Genomic DNA, 16679 nt, shown 5'->3' on the forward strand with positions numbered 1-16679 from the left:
CCACGGCAGCGGTGCCCATGAAGCGATACTCACCGGTCAGGGCCAGGCCCGGGACCGACTCGATCGGGAAGGCCATGCCGAGGATCGCCTGATAGGCGAAGGCGCCCTGCGTGCCGCCGAAGTTCAGGTTCGCCGTGCCACCCGGACCCGTCAGGCGGGTCGAGATGTTGTCGTAGTCAGCCCAGTTGTAGCCGATACCGGCGCCGATGTAGGGCACCACCGGACCGAGCACGAAGTCGTACAGCGCATTGAACATGATGCCGTACTGGTTCACCGTGCCCGACGCGCCCGGCAGGTTGCCGCGACCCGACTGGGAGATGGTGTCGACCTGGTTCTGGCGCCAGTTGCCCTCGAGTTCGAGGCGCAGGCCGTTGCCGAAGCCGTAGCCGACGCTCAGGACGCCCGCCCAGCCCCACTCGTAGCTGATGTCCGTGCTGCGACCGGCGACGGTGTCGCTCTGGGTCTGCAGGTAGTTCGTGCCGAGGCCGGCACCCACGTAGATGCCCTGCACGCGCGGATCCCAGCTCTGCGCGTTCGCGGCGATCGGCAGCGACAGCAGCGTCGCGGCCAGAAGGGTCTTCTTGAAGCTCATCTTCATCCTCGCGTCCTCACGCACCGGCCGCGCCGGCGCTGATGGCTCCCCCCTCACCCGGGGTTCGAACGCTACTTAAACACACTGGATGCGCCTTGGCCCGGCTTCCGAGACCTGTCGCCGAGATAATCGGGCCAGTGTTGCGAAGGCGCCACAGCTGTGTGGCACGGCCACGCCCGCGTGAACGGGCCTCTCCCCCGACGATTTTCTCCGCCGGGCCCGGCCGGCGGGTCTAGTCTTTCCCATGGCGGCCCCCCGCCGGGCCGCCGTGCACACGGCCGGTCCACGGCCGGTGACCCGAGGGAGCCCGTCACCATGCCCGATTCCGCGTCGAGACAAGCAGGCGGGGCATCGCCCCGCGCCGTCGCCCTCATCGGTCCGCAGGGCAGCGGCAAGTCCACGCTCTTCGATGCCCTGCTCGCCACCGCCGGCGCCGCGCCGGCCCGCCGCCCCGGGGATCCGCGGTCCCGCGCCGCCGGGACCGAGACCCGACTCGGTCATTGCATATTCATGGATGAACCCTGGGCGCTGCTCGACTGCCCCGGCTCGGTCGAGTTCGGGCAGGAGACGGCCGCGGCCCTCGCCGTCGCCGACCTCGTCATCCTGGTCTGCGAGCCGAGCCCGGCCCGCGCCGCCGCCCTCGCCCCCGCCTTCCGGGCGCTGGAGCAGTCCGGCCTGCCCGCGATGATCTTCATCAACAAGGCCGACACGCTGGGCGACCAGCATGTCCGCGACACCCTCGCCGCCCTGCAGGCCCATTCCCGCCGCCCCCTGGTCCTCCGCCAGGTGCCGATCCGCGACAAGGGCGAAGTGACCGGTTACGTCGACCTGGTCAGCGAGCGCGCCTATCGCTGGCGCAAGGGCGAGCCCTCCGAGCTCATCCGCATGCCCGATTCCGTCGCCGCCCGGGAAGCCGAGGCCCGCGCCGCCCTGACCGAGACGCTCGCCGACCACGACGACACCCTTCTGGAAAAGGTGGTCGAGGACGCCATCCCAACCCCGGCCGAGCTCTACAAGCCGCTCCATGCCGACATCGCCGCCGGCGCCCTCGACCCCGTGCTGATCGGCGCGGCGGAACGGCGCAACGGCGTGCTGCGCCTGTGGAAGGCGCTGCGCCACGACGCCCCCCGCCCGGAGGAGACCGCCGCCCGCCGCGGCATCGCCCCGGACGGCGAACCCCTCGCCCAGGTCTTCCGCACCGTCCATGCCGGGCATGGCGGCAAGCTCTCCTATGCGCGGATCTGGCGCGGCAGCCTGAAGGACGGCGCCACGGTGAACGGCGTGCGGATCGGCGGCGTTTCCCGCTTCCCGGGCGGGGAGGCCCTGAAGGTCCCCGAGGCGACGATGGGCGAAATCGTCGCCCTGGGGCGGCTCGAATCGATCCCCTCCGGCGCCACCATCTCCCCCTCGGGCGCCGCGCCGGCCCTGCCCTTCCCGGCGCCGCCCCCGCCGGTCTACGCACTCGCCATCGCGACCGAGGACCGCAAGGACGACGTCCGCCTCTCGGGCGCGCTGCAGCGGCTCGTCGAGGAAGACCCCTCGCTGACCGTCGTGCACGACGCCGAGGCCGGCCAGATCCTCCTCCATGGCCAGGGCGACATCCATCTCGGCCACGCGGTGGCGCGGCTGGCCGAGGCGCACGGGCTGCGCGTGTCCACCACGCGCCCACGCATCCCCTTCAAGGAGACGATCCGCCAGGCCGCCCGCCACCATGCCCGCCACCGCCGCCAGACCGGCGGGCACGGCCAGTTCGCCGACGTGACGCTCGAGGTCTCCCCCCGCCCCCGCGGCGAAGGCTTCGCCTTCGAGGACCGCATCGTCGGCGGCGCCATCCCCCGCAAGTTCATCCCCGCGGTCGGCGAGGCCGCCGAGGAAGCCTCCCGGAAGGGGCCGCTCGGCAACCCCGTGGTGGACATCGCCGTGACGCTGCACGACGGCGCCTTCCACAGCGTCGATTCCTCCGACATGGCCTTCGCCACCGCGACGCGCATGGCGATGCAGGAGGCGCTCGCCAAGGCCGAGCCCGTGATGCTCGAACCGGTCGACCAGGTGACGGTGCTGGTGCCGCAGGACGCGACGGCCGCGGCGCAACGGCTGCTGACCGGACGACGCGGGCAGATCCTCGGCTATGCCGAGAAGGACGGTTGGCCAGGCTGGGACGAGGTGCAGGCGCTCGTGCCCGAGGCGGAGCTGCACGACCTCATCATCGAGCTGCGCTCGCAGACGATGGGGCTCGGCACCTATACGCGGCGCTTCGATCATCTGGCGGAAACGCGCGCACGATAGAGTCGACAGGTTGGGGGAGGAGAACCTCCCCCGACACCCCCTCCCTTCTTTGGCACCTTGGCGCGCGGCCGATTCTGGTCAGACTGCCCCCCGCAAAAAGGGGAACGTCTCATCATGGAAAGTCAGTACACGGTCGCCGACCTCGTCGCGGACATCCTGCCGCGCATGGGCGTCTCGACCGTCTTCGGCATCGTCTCGGTCCACAACATCCCGATGCTCGACGCCATCGGGAAGCGCAACGCGCTGCGCTACGTGATGTGCCGCGGCGAGATGGGCGGCGCCCACATGGCCGACGCCTATGCCCGCGTCATGGGCCATCTCGGCGTGCTGTTCACCTCGACCGGGCCCGGCATGGCCAACGCCATCCCCGGCCTGGTGGAAGCGCGCTTCGCCGGCAGCCCCGTCCTGCACATCACCGGCCAGACCGCGACCAAGCACATCGACCGCGACGCCGGCACGGTGCACGACGTGCCGGGCCAGACCGCGATGCTGGCCGCCGCCTGCAAGGCGGCCTACCGCGTGCGCACCGCGAACGAGGCCTTCGGCGTGCTGGTCCGCGCCGCGGCCGAGGCGCTCTCCGCCCCGCGCGGGCCGGTCTCCGTCGAGATCCCGATCGACCTCCAGCGCGCGCCCATCGCGCGCCCCGCCGGCCTCGACGCCCTCGCCCTGCCCATCGCCGCGCCCCTGCCTCCCAACCCCGCGGAGCTCGACGCAGCGGCCGAGATCCTCGCCACCGCGAAACGCCCGATGCTCTGGCTCGGCAATGGCGCGAAGCAGGCGCGCGACACCGCGCTGCGCCTGATGGACCTCGGCTTCGGCGCGGTGTCGTCGTGGAACGGCCGCGGCACCATCCCCGAGGACCATCCGATGACCCTGGGCGGCCTGCACGGCAACGGGTCGCCGCGCGTGCAGGATTTCTACGGCAGCGTGGACGCGATGCTCGTCGTCGGATCCCGCCTGCGCGGGCACGAGACCGGCGACTTCTCGATGAAGCTGCCGAAGACGCTGATCCATGTGGACTGCGACGCGACGGCGAACGGCCGCACCTATCCGAACAGCCTCTTCGTCCATGGCGATGCGGGCCTCGCGATGGCCGGCATCGCGGACCGCCTGGCCGGCAAGGCCTCGGTCGATCCCGGCTTCGCCGCCGACTTCGCGGCGATGAAGGCGCGTGCGCGGGAGGAATACCTCGCCACCCTCGGCCCCTACGCGCCCTTCCCAGACGCCATCCGCGCGGCGCTGCCGCGCGACGGCGTCTGGGTGCGCGACATCACCATCTCGAACTCCACCTGGGGCAACCGAATCTTCCCGATCACCGACCCGCGCAACTCGGTCTATCCGGTCGGTGCGGCGATCGGGCCAGGCCTCGCGCTCGGTATCGGCGCCGCGGTCGCGGCGCAGGGGCGCAAGACCATCGCGATGTGCGGCGACGGCGGCTTCTCGCTGGGCATGTGCGAGCTCTGGACCGTCGCGCAGGAGAAGCCCGACCTCGTCACCATGGTGATGAACGACGGCGGCTACGGCGTCATCCGCCACATCCAGGATGCGGTGGCCGACGGCCGCCAGTTCGGCCACGACCTGCTGACGCCGGACCTGCAGGGCCTCGCCGCCCTGGCGGGACTGCCGTTTTTCCGCGTGTCGAGCGCCGAGGAGGTCGGCACGGTGCTGGCGCAGGCGCTGGCAGTGAAGGGGCCGGCGCTGGTCGAAGTGGACATGCGCGCGATCGGCCCGGTACCGCCCTATGCGCCCTACGCGACCATGGGCAAGCACGCGGAACGGGCGCGACAGTAAAGCCGCGAGCCCCTTCATTCCTGGTGTCCAGAGGCCTTTCGGCCTCTGGCGGGGAGGTCCGGAGGGGCGGCGCCCCTCCGCTCACCGTGCGAGGATCCGCCGCGCCGCCCATCCGGCGACACCGCACCCCGCGATCACCGCCGCCATCGGCACCGCCGTCCCGTCCTGCAGCACGCCGAGCAGCGCCCCCACGCTCGCCCCGATCCCGAACTGCAGCGTCCCCATCAACGCCGACGCACTGCCCGCCACCGACCCGTGCGGCCCCATGGCCAGCGCCACGGTCAGCGGCATCACCGCCCCGATCATCGCGATGTAGCCGAACAGCGTGACGAGCAGCCCCGGGAAGCCGCCGACGCCCGTCGCCGTGACGGCGAGCAGCGCGAGCCCCGCGACGAAGGGCACCCAGATCACCACCGGCAGCAGCCGCGCCGGCGCGATGCGCTGCGCCAACCGCCCGACCACCTGCCCCGCCACCATGATGCCGAGCGCATTGGCTCCGAAGTAGAAGCCGTACTGCGAGGACGGCACGCCGTGCAGTTCCATGAACACGAAGGGCGAGCCGCTGATGTAGGCGAACATCCCCCCGATGATGAACCCGCCCGTCAGCGCATACCCCATGAAGCGCCGGTCGGTGACGAGCCCGCCCCAGACGCGGATCACCGCGATCACGCCCTCCCGCCGCCGCCGCGCGGGCTCCAGCGTTTCCGGCAGCATCAGCGCGATCACCGCCAGCATCGTCGCGCCATAGCCCGCGAGCAGCCAGAAGATGCCGCGCCAGCCGAACACCGGCAGCAGCGCCCCGCCGATCACGGGGGCGACGATCGGCGCGACGCCCATGACGAGCATCAGTTGCGCCATCAGCCGCACCGCGCCGCGCTCGTCGGTCACGTCGCGCACCACGGCGCGCGCGATCACCATTCCCGCGCAGCCGCCCAGCGCCTGGAACAGCCGTGCGGCGGTCAGCACCTGGATGTCAGGCGCCAGCGCGCAGGCGACCGCCGCCGCCGTATAGAGCCCGAGCCCCACGAAGAGCGGCCGCCGCCGCCCATGCCGGTCCGATAGCGGCCCGTAGAGCACCTGCCCGAAGGCGAGCCCCAGGAAGTAGATCGCCAGCGTCCCCTGCACCTGCCCCGCGGGTGCCGCGAGCGACACGCCGATATCCGGCAGCGCCGGCAGGTACATGTCGATCGAGAAGGGCCCGATCCCCGCCAGCGCGCCGAGGATCAGCGCCAGGCGCCGATGGCTCGGCGCGCTCACGCGGACGGTGCGGCGGCGAGCGCCTCCGCGGCCAGCGCCAGCGCCTTCTCCACCGCGACGCGGCCCTCGGCCGACAGCGGCGCCTGCGGCGCGATCGGGTCGCCCACCGCGAAGCCCTGGATCTGCAGCGCACCCTTGATGCAGGCCGCGAGCGAATGCGACGCGAACAACTCGTTCACCCGCCAGAGCGCGCGCTGCAGCGCCAACGCCGCATCCCATTTCCCCGCGCGACACAGCTCATACAGTCGCACCGATTCGCGCGGGATCGCACAGGCCGGCCCTGCCATCCAGCCTTTGCCGCCGATCATCATCACCGCGAGCGGGATATGCGCCGAGGCCGCGAAGACCTCCATCCGCCCTTCCGTGCGGTTCAGGATCGACAGCAGCCGCCCCGTGTTGGTCGAGGCATCCTTGATGCCGACAATGCGCGGATGCCGCGACAGCGCGTCGATCGCCGGCAACGTCAGGTCCGATCGCTGGAAGTTCGGGTTGGTGTAGAGCACCACCGGCCGGTCCGTCGCATCCGCGATGGCCGTGAAATACGCGACGACCGCGGCTTCCGAGAGCGGGAAATAGGCCTCGAGGATCGCGAGGATCCCGTCCGCGCCGATCGCCGCGTAGGCCTTCGCCTGGCGCACCGCATCCGCCGTCGTCGTCGCCGCGACGCCGGCCACGACGGGCACGCGCCCCTTCGCCTGGTCCACCACGACCTCGACGATCCGCCGGCGCTGCGCCGCATCCAGGTAGGCGAACTCTCCCGTGCTGCCGAGCGGCGTCAGCCCATGCACGCCCGAGGCGATCAGATGGTCCACCAGGCGACGCAGCTCCGCCTCCAGCACGGTCCCGTCCGGCGCGACGGGGGAAACGAGATAGGGAAAGACGCCGTGAAACGCGCTCATGCCGGTCCTTCGTCGAGTTCGCGCAGCACCACCAGGATCTCCTGGCGCGCGGGTTCTGGCAGCCCGTGCACCGCCGCGGCCACCCGCCGCAGCGCGTGGCGCAGCCCGTGGATCTGGTCGAGCAGGCCGAGCGCGACGCCCACGCCTTCCTCGTTCACGCCCATCGCCTCGCGCAGGTCGCGGATCAGGCAGGCGCGGGCCAGGTCGGCCTCGGTGTAGCCGGGCGCCTCGGGCGCACAGGGGGCGATCCAGCCGGCGGCGACCCAGCGTTCCATCGTCGCGACCTCGATATGCAGCCGGCGCAGGGTGTCGGTGTCCTCGGCCATGTCAGCTCTCCATGCCCTCGCGCGGGTTCTGCGCCTTGCCTGCCGCCCAGCCTTCCGCAAAGGCCTCGAGCGCAGGATCCGGCGCATCGGGCAGCACGATGCGCAGCGTGACGAAGGCATCGCCGCGCGTGCCGTCCTTCCGCTTCGCCCCGCGCCCCTTCAGCCGCAGCACCGTCCCGGTGTTCGACCCCTTCGGCACCGAGACCATCACCGCCCCGGCCGGCGTCGGCACCTCGATCTTCCCGCCGAGCACCGCCTCGGGCAGCGTCACCGGCAGGTCGAGCAGGATGTCGTCGTCGCGGCGCGTGTAGTGGCGATGCTCTCCGATGCCGATCTCCACCAGCAGGTCGCCGGCCGGCCCGCCGCCAAGGCCCGGCGAACCCTTCCCCCGCAGCCGCAGCACCTGGCCTTCGCGCGTGCCCGGCGGGATCGTGACGTCCACCGTGCTGCCGTCGGGCAGCGTGACGCGCTTCGTCCCGCCATTCACCGCATCGAGGAAATCGATGTCGAGCCGCGCATGGATATCCCCGCCCTGCATGCGGAACTGCGCGCCGCCCGACGCCCCGCGCCGCCGCCCGCGCCCGAACAGCGCGCCGAGCAGCTCGTCCTCGTCCATCATGTCGGCGTAGCCGGCATCGTTGGCGTAGGCGCCGGCGCCGGCGGCGTGGTCGCGATACCAGCCCGGCGGCGGCTGCGGCGGGCGCTCATTGCCCGCCGCGTCGATCTCGCCGCGGTCGAAGCGGGCGCGCTTCTCCGGGTCCCCCACGATGTCGTTCGCGGCCGAGACGGCCTTGAACTTCTCCTCCGCCGCCTTGTCGCCCGGATTGAGGTCCGGGTGCAGCTTGCGGGCGAGCGCCCGGTAAGCCTTGCGGATCTCGTCCTGGCTGGCGTCGCGCTTGACGCCCAGGACCTCGTAGGGATCGTCGTTCACGAAGCCTCCTCGTGCGGCTACCGCTCGCCCAGCGCCGCGAGCATCCGGATGTGGCTGTCGATGCCGCGCTCGAAGCAGGCGATGTCGAACTTCTCGTTCGGGCTGTGCACCTGGTCGTCCTCGAGGCCGAAGCCGACCAGCAGGCTGTCGAGGCCGAGCACGCGCTTCATCATGCTGACCACCGGGATCGACCCGCCGCAGCCCATCAGCACCGCCTCCTTCCCGAAGGTCGCGGACAGTGCGCCGGCGGCGGCCGTCACCCAGGGGCTGTCGGCCGGCACCTCGATGCCGTCGCTCATGCTGAAGACCTGGATCTTCACCTGCGCGTCGTCCGGCAGGCGGTCGACGATGAAGTCGCGCAGCCCCGCCAACACCTTGGTCGGCGACTGACCCGGCACCAGGCGGAAGGACAGCTTCGCATGGGCCTCGGACGGGATGACGGTCTTGGACCCCTCGCCCATGTACCCGCCCCAGATGCCGTTGATGTCGGCCGTCGGCCGCGCCCAGAGCCGCTCCAGCGCCCCGCGCCCGACCTCGCCCGCCGGAACGGACAGGCCGATGCCGCCGAGGAAGGCCCTCTCGTCGAAGCCCAGCGCGTCCCACTGCCTGCGCTGTGCGTCCGAGAGTTCCGGCACGTCGTCGTAGAAGCCCGGGATCAGGATCTCGCCGCTCTCGTCCTTGAGGTCGCCGAGGATGCGCGTCAGCAGGTTGATCGGATTGAGCGCCGACCCGCCGAACAGGCCCGAATGCAGGTCCTTGTTCGCCGCGGTGATGTCGATCTGGGTGTAGAGCATCCCGCGCAGCCGCGTGCTGATCGCGGGCGTGTTCGCATCCCACATGTTGGTGTCGCTGACCACAGCGAGGTCGGCACCGAGCTCGGTCGCATTGGCCTCGAGGAAGGGTTCGAGGTTGCGCGACCCGATCTCCTCCTCGCCTTCCACCAGCACGCTCACGCGGCAGGGCGGGCCGCCCGCGACCTCGTGCCAGAAGCGCAGCGCCTCGAGCCAGGTCATGGTCTGGCCCTTGTCGTCCACCGCGCCGCGCGCGACGACGCGCGGGCCGTTCGGCCCCTCGGTCACCGCGGGCGAGAAGGGCGGGCTGGTCCAGAGCTCGAGCGGTTCCGGCGGCTGCACGTCGTAATGCCCGTAGAACAGCAGGTGCCGCCCCCCGCCCGTCGGCCCGGGATGATGCGCGACCACCACCGGATGGCCCTGCGTCTCGCGCACCGTCGCCTGGAAGCCGATTTCGGCGAGTTGCGCCCGCACCCATTCGGCCGCGCTTCGGCAATCCCCCGCATGCTTCGGCTGTGCCGAGACCGAGGGGATGCGCAGCAGTTCGAACCACCGCGCACGGGATTCCACGCGGCACGCGGAAGCGCGCGCCAGGACTTTCTCGACCGACATCGTCATTCCTTCGCCTGGCTGCGCAGCACGTGCTTCTGGATCTTGCCCGTGGAGGTCTTGGGCAATTCCGCGAAAACCACGTGGCGCGGCACCTTGTATCCCGCGAGATGCTGCTTCGAGAACGCGATCAGCTCCTCCGCCGTCGCGCTCGCGCCGGGCTTCAGCTCGACGAAGGCGCAGGGCGTCTCGCCCCACTTCTCGTCGGGCCTGGCCACCACGGCGACCACCGCGACGGCCGGATGCTTGTAGAGCGCGTCCTCGACCTCGATGCTGCTGATGTTCTCCCCGCCCGAGATGATGATGTCCTTCGAGCGGTCCTTCAGCTGGATGTAGCCGTCCGGATACTTCACCGCGAGGTCGCCGGTGTGGAACCAGCCGCCCTTGAAGGCGGATTCCGTCGAGGCTGCCTCCTTCAGGTAGCCCTTCATCACCACGTTGCCCCGCATCATCACCTCGCCGAGCGTCGCGCCATCCGCCGGCACCGGCGCCATCGTCTCGGGGTCCATGACGTCGAGGCCCTCGAGCGCGAGATACCGCACGCCCTGCCGCGCCATCAGCGCCGCCTGCTCCGGCGCGGGCTTCGCGTTCCAGTCCTGATGCCACTCGTTCACCACCGAGGGGCCGTAGACCTCGGTCAGTCCATAGACATGGCAGACCGCGAAGCCCGCGGCCTTCATCGCGGCGAGCACCGCCTCGGGCGGCGGCGCGCCGGCCACGATGAACTTCACCTGGTGCGGCAGGGCGCGCTTCTCGCCCTCCGGCGTGTTGAGCAGCGTCGACATCACGATCGGCGCGCCGCACATGTTGGTCACACCCTCATCGGCCATCAGGCGCCACATGTCCGGCCCGCGCACCGCGCGCAGGCAGACATGCAGCCCGGCCTGCGCCGTGACCGTCCAGGGGAAGCACCAGCCGTTGCAGTGGAACATCGGCAGCGTCCAGAGATAGACGGGGTGCTTGCCCATCTCCGCCGACAGCACGTTGCCCACCGCGAGCAGATAGGCCCCGCGATGGTGGTAGACGACGCCCTTCGGCTTGCCCGTGGTGCCGGAGGTGTAGTTGAGCGTGATCGCGTCCCACTCGTCGCGCGGCATCGGCCAGGCGAAGGCGGAATCACCCTCGGCCAGCAGCGCCTCGTAGCCCATGCCGCCCAGCGTCTCGCCCTTCGCGGCGGCGGGGACGAGCGCGTCGTCCACCTCGATCACCAGCGGCTTCGCCTTGGCCTGCACCAGCGCGAGGCGCACGGCCGGCATGAACTCCTTGTCCACGATCAGCGCCTTCGCCTCCCCGTGGTCGAGGATGTAGGCGATGGTCGCGGCATCGAGCCGCGTGTTGATCGTGTTCAGCACCGCCCCGGCCATCGGCACGCCGTAGTGGCATTCGAGCATTTCCGGGATGTTCGGCAGCACCGCGGCGACCGTGTCGCCCTTGCCGATGCCCCGCTTCGCCAGCGCCGATGCCAGGCGCACGCAGCGGTCGCGCAATTCGCGGTAGGTCCGGCGCACCGCCCCGTGCACCACCGCCGGCTGGTCCGGATAGACCTGCGCGGCGCGTTCCATGAACAGCAGCGGGGTGAGCGGCTGGTGGTTCGCCGCGTTCTGCGCGAGACCCGTCTCGTAGTCGGCCATGTGTCGTCCCTCAGCGATCTTCCCAGACCGGCCGGCGCTTCTCGAGGAAGGCGCCGATCCCTTCGGCCGCGTCGCGCGCCATCAGGTTCTCGGTCATCACGCAGGCGGCGCGGGCATAGGCCTCCTGCAGCGGCAGGTCCACCTGCTCGTAGAAGCCCTTCTTGCCCATCCGCACCGTGAGCGCCGACCGCGCCGCGACCCGCCCGGCAAGTGCGAGCGCCGTCTCCATCACGCCATCGGCCGGCACCACGCGGTTCACCAGGCCGATGCGGAAGGCGTCCTGCGCCTCGATCATGTCGCCCAGCAGCAGCATCTCCATCGCCGACTTCCGTGGCACGGCGCGCGCCAGCGCCACCGCCGGCGTCGAGCAGAACAGCCCGATATCGACCCCCGGCGTGCAGAAGCGCGCGCCCTCCCCCGCGACCGCGAGGTCGCAGGTCGCGACCAGCTGGCAGCCCGCCGCCGTCGCCACGCCCTGCACCGCGGCGATGACCGGCTGCGGCAGGCCGACGATCGCCTGCATCACCCGCGAACAGGCCTGCATGGTGCGGTCGAAGAAGCCGCGCCCGCCATCGGCGTCGGCGCGATGGGCGGTGATCTCGCGCAGGTCGTGCCCGGCGCAGAAGGCGGGGCCGTTCGCCGCGAGCACCACGCAGCGCACAGAGGCATCCTCCCCGATCGCCGCGAGCGCGTTCTCCAGCGTCTCGAGCATCTGGAGCGAGAGGCTGTTGCGCGCCGCCGGGCGGTTGAGCGTGAGCACCGTCACGCCGCCCGCACCATCCGCCCGCAGCAGCAGCGGTGCCGTCGCCCCACCTTCGATCGCCGCGCTCATCGTCCTTCGTCCTTGCCGTGCGCCAGCATCCTAGCGCGCGCGACGCGGGCCTGGAATGCGCCCGCCCCTTGCCGGGACGGCCCTTCCGGGACAGCCTTTGCTCCACCACGGCGCCCGAGGGGAAGAACATGGCCTGGACCGCGCACAGCATCATCCAGAACGGCAAGGCGATCCCGTTCGAGGAAGCGAGCATCCACCCCCTCGCCGTCGGCGTCGCCTATGGCGCCGCGGTGTTCGAGGGCATCCGCGCCTACATGAACCCCGCGACCGGCCGCCTGTCGGTGTTCCGGCTCGAGGAACACCTGGCGCGGCTCGACCAGGGCATGAAGTTCATGCGCTTCGACGACCCGCCCTCGCGCGACGTCATGCGCCAGGGCGTGCTCGACTCGATCCGCGTCAATGAACCGGACGGCGACTGCTACATCCGCCTGCAGGTGCACATCGAAAGCCGCGGCACGCAGGTCACCACCGGCAAGGTCGGCTGGGTCTGCGCCGCCATCCCGCGCGAACGCAACGCCAAGCGGGAAAGCGGCCTCGCCGCCTGCGTCTCCTCCTGGACGCGCATCGCGGACAACACCATGCCCGCGCGCATCAAGGCGACGGCGAACTACCATGCGGGGCGCATCGCCACCCTGCAGGCCAAGACCGACGGCTACGACATGCCGATCCTGCTGACCCGCGACGGCAAGGTCAGCGAGACCGCGGCCGCCTGCCTGTTCCTGGTGCGCGACGGCGTGGTGATCACCCCCACGCGCGACAGCGACATCCTGGAAAGCGTGACGCGCGACACGGTGCTGCGCCTCGCGGCCGAGAACGGCTTCCCGGTCGAGGAACGCCGCGCCGACCGCACCGAGCTCTACGTGGCGGACGAGGTGTTCCTCTGCGGCACGGGCCAGGAGCTCTCGCCCATCACGACGGTCGACCGCCTGCCGGTCGCCAACGGCAAGCCCGGCCCCATCACCCTGCAGTTGCAGGCGGCCTATGAGGCGGTGGTGCGCGGCACCACCGACGCCCACGCCGCCTGGCGCACGCCGGTCTAGTCGCGCCGCACCGGCGGCACGCTGCCGCCGCCCGGTCCCGGGCCCTGCCAGGGGCCCGGCGGTTGCTGCTGCTGGCCGTAACCGGGCGGGGGCTGCTGCCCATAGCCCGGCGGAGGCTGCCCATACCCCGGCTGTGGCGGCGGCGCGCCGTATCCCTGCTGGGGCGGCGGATACCCCTGCGGCGGCGGCTGCCAGCCCGGCGGCGGATAGGCGCCCTGCCCCTGGCCCTGGGCCGGCGGCTGCCAGCCCTGGGCGGGCGGCGGCTGCCATTGCGGCTGCGCCGGGGGCTGCTGCCATTGCGGCGGCCCGGGCTGCCAACCCTGGGGACCCGCCGGCTGCCATTGCGGCGCGCCGGCCCCGCCACGCGGATCCGGCCCGAAGCGGTTCGGCCCCTCGGTGCCCGACAGGAAGCCGACTTCGACCAGCGCCCAGATCGGCCCGACGATCGGGATCAGGCTGATCAACGCCCACCAGCCCGACTTTTCGCGGTCATGCCAGCGCTTCACCTGCCCGGCCAGGCCGCCGACGATGGTGATCAGCAGCGCGACGATGCTGAACGGCCCGAAGCCCTGCGTCGCGACCGCGAAGCCGTCGGCCGGCATCGCGTCCTCCGCGACCAGCGAGACGAATCCCAGCATCACGTCGATCACGGTGCCGAGAATGCTGATCACGAAAATCGGCAGGACATAGCCGAGCCACCAGGTCCTGCGCCTGATGCGCCCGGCGAAGCTGAACCAGCTTCCGATTCCCATCTGTCCGCTCCCGTCGCAGAACCGTTTCACAGCACCACGCGCCGACATCTTCGCGCAAGGGCACGGCACCTTGCGGGGTCATGTTTCGTTTCATAACGTCGCTTGACCGAAACAGGGTGCCCCACCGGGGCCCAATGCCGCCGGGAGGCCCGTTCCGCATGTTCCGCCGCAAGCTCACCGCCCTCTTCGCCCTGGCCGGCGCCGCCGCCGTCTCGGCCTGCGCCCCGCAGACCGTCTACGTGCCGCAGCCCGTGCCCATGGCCCCGGCGCCCGTCGCCTGCGACACCCGCTTCCAGGTGGTGAACAACTCCTCCATGACGGTCATGCAGCTGTTCTTCAGCCATGCGAGCATCGCCAACTGGGGTGTCGACCAGCTGGGCCAGAGCGTCCTCGCCCCGGGCCGCTTCGTGAACTACACGGCGAACAATGCGGGCCAGTACGATTTCCGCATCGTCTGGCAGAACGGCCGCGCCGCGGAACTGCGCCGCGTCGACATCTGCCGCGCCAGCCGCATCGTCGTGACGAATTCGGGCCTCTACGCCCAGTAACCTTCTCGCCGGCCCGCCGGCACCGCGTTAGCCTCCTTGGCGTCACCGCACGCCAAGGAGGCTTTTTTCATGGCCGAGGATCGCCTGGGCATCCTGGAGCAGCGCCGCATCGAAGCGGCCTTCGCCAAGGGCATCTATGAGGAGATGAAGGCCGAGCTGGGCGAGGCCCAGGCCAAGGCCATCCTCTCCCGCGCCGTCGTCAAGCTCGCCAAGGAAAGTGCCGCGGCGATGGCGAAGGAAGCGCCTGGCGGCGAGCCTTCCCTCGCGCATTTCATCGCGCTGCAGCCGCTCTGGACCAAGGGCGACGCGCTGCAGATCGACACGCTGCGCAAGGACGAGACGCACTACGACTTCAACGTCACCCGCTGCCGCTATGCCGAGATGTACCGCGAGATGGGCCTCGCCGACCTCGGCGCCGTGCTGTCCTGCAACCGCGACGGCGCCTTCTGCGACGGCTACCACCCAAATCTCAAGCTCGAGCGCACCCAGACCATCATGGGCGGCGCGACGCATTGCGACTTCCGCTACCGCATGGAGGAGTAGCCGCGGGTGAGCGCGTATGTCGCCACCAGCGCGGCCGCCTATGAGCGCAGCATGGGCCGCTGGAGCCGCCGGCTCGCCGATGTGATGCTGGATGCGCTGGCCCTGCCGCGCGGGGCGGCCATCCTCGATCTCGGCGCCGGCACCGGCGCGCTGGCCGAGGCGATCGCCCGGCGCGACCCCACCGCCCGCATCACCGGCATCGACCTCAGCGAGCCCTTCCTCGCCGAGGCGCGCCGCCGCGTGCCTGGTGCGACCTTCCGCACCGGCGACATGACCGCGCTCGACCTGCCGGAGGCCGCCTTCGACGCGGTGCTCTCGCTGCTCGTGCTGCAATTCGTGCCGGACCGCGCGGCGGCGGCGCGGGAGATGGCGCGGGTCGCGAAGCCCGGCGGCCTGGTCGCCACGACGATGTGGGACTTCACCGGCGGCTTCCCCTTCCTGCGCGCCTTCGCCGACACCATTGCGGCGACCGAGCCTGACGGAGAAGCCTTTCGCGCCCGCTACTGGTCGGACCCGGTCGGCAGCCCCGGCCGACTGTCCGCCCTGCTCGCCGGCGCCGGGTTGCTGGACGTGGCCGAGCGCGACATCGCCATCCGCCAGGACTTCGCCTCCTTCGCCGATTGGTGGGATCCCTGGGCCGCGGGTGGGCAGGGCATCGCCGGCGCCTATGTCGCCACCCTGCCGCCGGACCGCCTGCCGCGCGTCGAAGCCCTCGCCCGCCGCGCCTACCTCGCCGGCGCGCCGGACGGCCCGCGCTCCTTCGTCGCCGTCGCGCGGCTCGCCACCGGCCGCCGCGGGGCGTGACGGCGGCCGCGCCACGGGCGATGATGGCGGCCTGAAGACCGGAGGACGCCCAACATGACCCGCCTGACGCGCCGCGCCGCGCTGACCCTCCCGCTCGCCCTGCCCGCCGTGGCCCGCGCCCAGGACTGGCGGCCCGGCCAACAGGCCCGCATCGTCATCCCGGCCGCGCCGGGCGGCACCACCGACATCATGGCCAGGCTGCTCGCGCCCTATTTCCAGGCGCGCTGGGGCACGCCCGTGGTGGCCGAGAACCGTTCGGGCGGCGGCGGGACCATCGGCACCATGGAAATCGTCCGCAGCGCCCCGGACGGGCGGAACATGCTGATGGGCAACATCGGCCCGCAGGCCATCGCCTATTCGCTGTTCCGCAACCTGCAGTACCGCCCGGACAGCCTCGCCCCGGTGTCCAACGTGATCCGCGGGCCGAACGTGCTGGTGCTGCACCCCTCGGTGCCCGCGCGGACCGTTCCCGAATTCGTCGCCTGGCTGAAGCGGGAGGACGGGCGCGCCTCCTATGGGACCTCGGGCGTGGGGCAGTCGCCGCACCTGTCGGGCGTGTGGTTCAACCAGCTGACCGACACCAAGTCCGAGGCGGTGCACTTCCGCGGCGCCGGCCCGCTGCTGATCGACCTCGTCGCCGGCAACGTGCAGTTCGCATTCGACAACCTCACCAGCTCGATGGAGCACATCCGCGGCGGGCGGCTGCGCGCCCTTGGCGTCACCAGCGCCGACCGCAGCCCCGAGCTGCCCGACCTGCCCGCGCTGCGCGAGACGATGCCCGCCCTCGCGCCCTACGACGTCTCGACCTGGTTCGGCCTCTTCATGCCCGCCGGCACGCCGGCCCCGATCATCCAGAGCGTGAACGCCGAGGTGCAAGCCTTCCTCGCCCAGCCCGACACCGCCGCGCGCTTCGCCCAGATGGGCGGCGTGCCCGCGCCGGGCAATCCGGAGCATTTCGCCGCCTTCGTCCGCAACGAGATCGCAAAGTGGGGCGAGGTGATCCGCCGCGAGGGCCTGCAGATGGACGCGACCTGACGCAGCGCCGGA

At 71.5% G+C, this 16679-nt stretch carries 16 protein-coding genes; 7 read left to right on the plus strand and 9 right to left on the minus strand.

The features are described 5' to 3' along the window. The coding region (locus GWK15_RS23495) for an outer membrane protein (RefSeq protein WP_168043847.1) at positions 1-592 on the minus strand (592 nt) is incomplete at its 3' end. 315 nt (positions 593-907) lie between these two features. On the opposite strand from GWK15_RS23495, the gene GWK15_RS23500 reads away from it, so the two are divergent. Beyond that, entirely contained in the window at positions 908-2878 is a 1971-nt protein-coding gene (locus GWK15_RS23500; RefSeq protein WP_168043848.1) for an elongation factor G, read from the plus strand. A gap of 114 nt (positions 2879-2992) precedes the next feature. Next, positions 2993-4669 carry a thiamine pyrophosphate-binding protein gene (locus GWK15_RS23505; RefSeq protein WP_168043849.1) on the plus strand — a complete coding sequence of 559 codons (1677 nt, stop codon included), beginning with the start codon at positions 2993-2995 and terminating at the stop codon, positions 4667-4669. An 81-nt stretch (positions 4670-4750) separates the two neighbouring features. On the opposite strand, the gene GWK15_RS23510 is transcribed toward GWK15_RS23505, so the two are convergent. The 7 genes from GWK15_RS23510 to GWK15_RS23540 are packed head-to-tail and all read right to left on the minus strand — an operon-like array spanning position 4751 to position 11945. Continuing rightward, a complete protein-coding gene (locus GWK15_RS23510; RefSeq protein ID WP_168043850.1) occupies positions 4751-5926 on the minus strand; it encodes a Bcr/CflA family multidrug efflux MFS transporter in 1176 nt (391 codons plus the stop codon). Continuing rightward, the gene (locus GWK15_RS23515) at positions 5923-6825 is read right to left on the minus strand and encodes a dihydrodipicolinate synthase family protein (protein WP_168043851.1); all 903 of its coding nucleotides are present in this window, start codon (positions 6823-6825) and stop codon (positions 5923-5925) included. The genes GWK15_RS23510 and GWK15_RS23515 overlap by 4 nt, the downstream gene beginning before the upstream one ends. Then, the gene (locus GWK15_RS23520) at positions 6822-7151 is read right to left on the minus strand and encodes a chaperone modulator CbpM (protein ID WP_168043852.1); all 330 of its coding nucleotides are present in this window, start codon (positions 7149-7151) and stop codon (positions 6822-6824) included. The genes GWK15_RS23515 and GWK15_RS23520 overlap by 4 nt, the downstream gene beginning before the upstream one ends. Before the next feature lies 1 nt (position 7152). Continuing rightward, entirely contained in the window at positions 7153-8082 is a 930-nt protein-coding gene (locus GWK15_RS23525) for a DnaJ C-terminal domain-containing protein (protein ID WP_168043853.1), read from the minus strand. A 17-nt stretch (positions 8083-8099) separates the two neighbouring features. Then, the gene (locus tag GWK15_RS23530) at positions 8100-9485 is read right to left on the minus strand and encodes a M20/M25/M40 family metallo-hydrolase (protein WP_168043854.1); all 1386 of its coding nucleotides are present in this window, start codon (positions 9483-9485) and stop codon (positions 8100-8102) included. Positions 9486-9487: 2 nt separating this feature from the next. After that, positions 9488-11113: an acyl-CoA synthetase gene (locus GWK15_RS23535; protein WP_168043855.1), complete on the minus strand. Its 1626-nt coding sequence runs from the start codon at positions 11111-11113 to the stop codon at positions 9488-9490. 10 nt (positions 11114-11123) lie between these two features. Then, complete coding sequence (locus tag GWK15_RS23540) at positions 11124-11945, minus strand: enoyl-CoA hydratase (protein WP_168043856.1); 822 nt, start codon at positions 11943-11945, stop codon at positions 11124-11126. A gap of 128 nt (positions 11946-12073) precedes the next feature. Between GWK15_RS23540 and ilvE the strand changes: the two genes are divergently transcribed. Next, a complete protein-coding gene (gene ilvE, locus GWK15_RS23545; protein WP_168043857.1) occupies positions 12074-12985 on the plus strand; it encodes a branched-chain-amino-acid transaminase in 912 nt (303 codons plus the stop codon). Here the strand turns inward: ilvE and GWK15_RS23550 are convergent. After that, a complete protein-coding gene (locus GWK15_RS23550; protein ID WP_168043858.1) occupies positions 12982-13737 on the minus strand; it encodes a DUF805 domain-containing protein in 756 nt (251 codons plus the stop codon). The two genes, ilvE and GWK15_RS23550, sit on opposite strands and share 4 nt — an antisense overlap. A 158-nt stretch (positions 13738-13895) precedes the next feature. Between GWK15_RS23550 and GWK15_RS23555 the strand changes: the two genes are divergently transcribed. From GWK15_RS23555 to GWK15_RS23570, 4 genes are all read left to right on the plus strand, one after another. After that, a complete protein-coding gene (locus GWK15_RS23555; RefSeq protein WP_168043859.1) occupies positions 13896-14285 on the plus strand; it encodes a hypothetical protein in 390 nt (129 codons plus the stop codon). Between the two features lie 69 nt (positions 14286-14354). Next, on the plus strand, positions 14355-14828 hold the full coding sequence (locus tag GWK15_RS23560) for an L-2-amino-thiazoline-4-carboxylic acid hydrolase (RefSeq protein WP_168043860.1): 474 nt from the start codon (positions 14355-14357) through the stop codon (positions 14826-14828). 6 nt (positions 14829-14834) lie between these two features. Continuing rightward, complete coding sequence (locus GWK15_RS23565; protein ID WP_168043861.1) at positions 14835-15632, plus strand: methyltransferase domain-containing protein; 798 nt, start codon at positions 14835-14837, stop codon at positions 15630-15632. Between the two features lie 54 nt (positions 15633-15686). Beyond that, positions 15687-16667 (plus strand): Bug family tripartite tricarboxylate transporter substrate binding protein, encoded by a 981-nt coding sequence (locus tag GWK15_RS23570; RefSeq protein ID WP_168043862.1) that lies wholly within the window; start codon positions 15687-15689, stop codon positions 16665-16667. Positions 16668-16679: the final 12 nt, after the last annotated feature.

Source organism: Neoroseomonas oryzicola, from assembly GCF_012163135.1.
Classification (GTDB): domain Bacteria; phylum Pseudomonadota; class Alphaproteobacteria; order Acetobacterales; family Acetobacteraceae; genus Neoroseomonas; species Neoroseomonas oryzicola.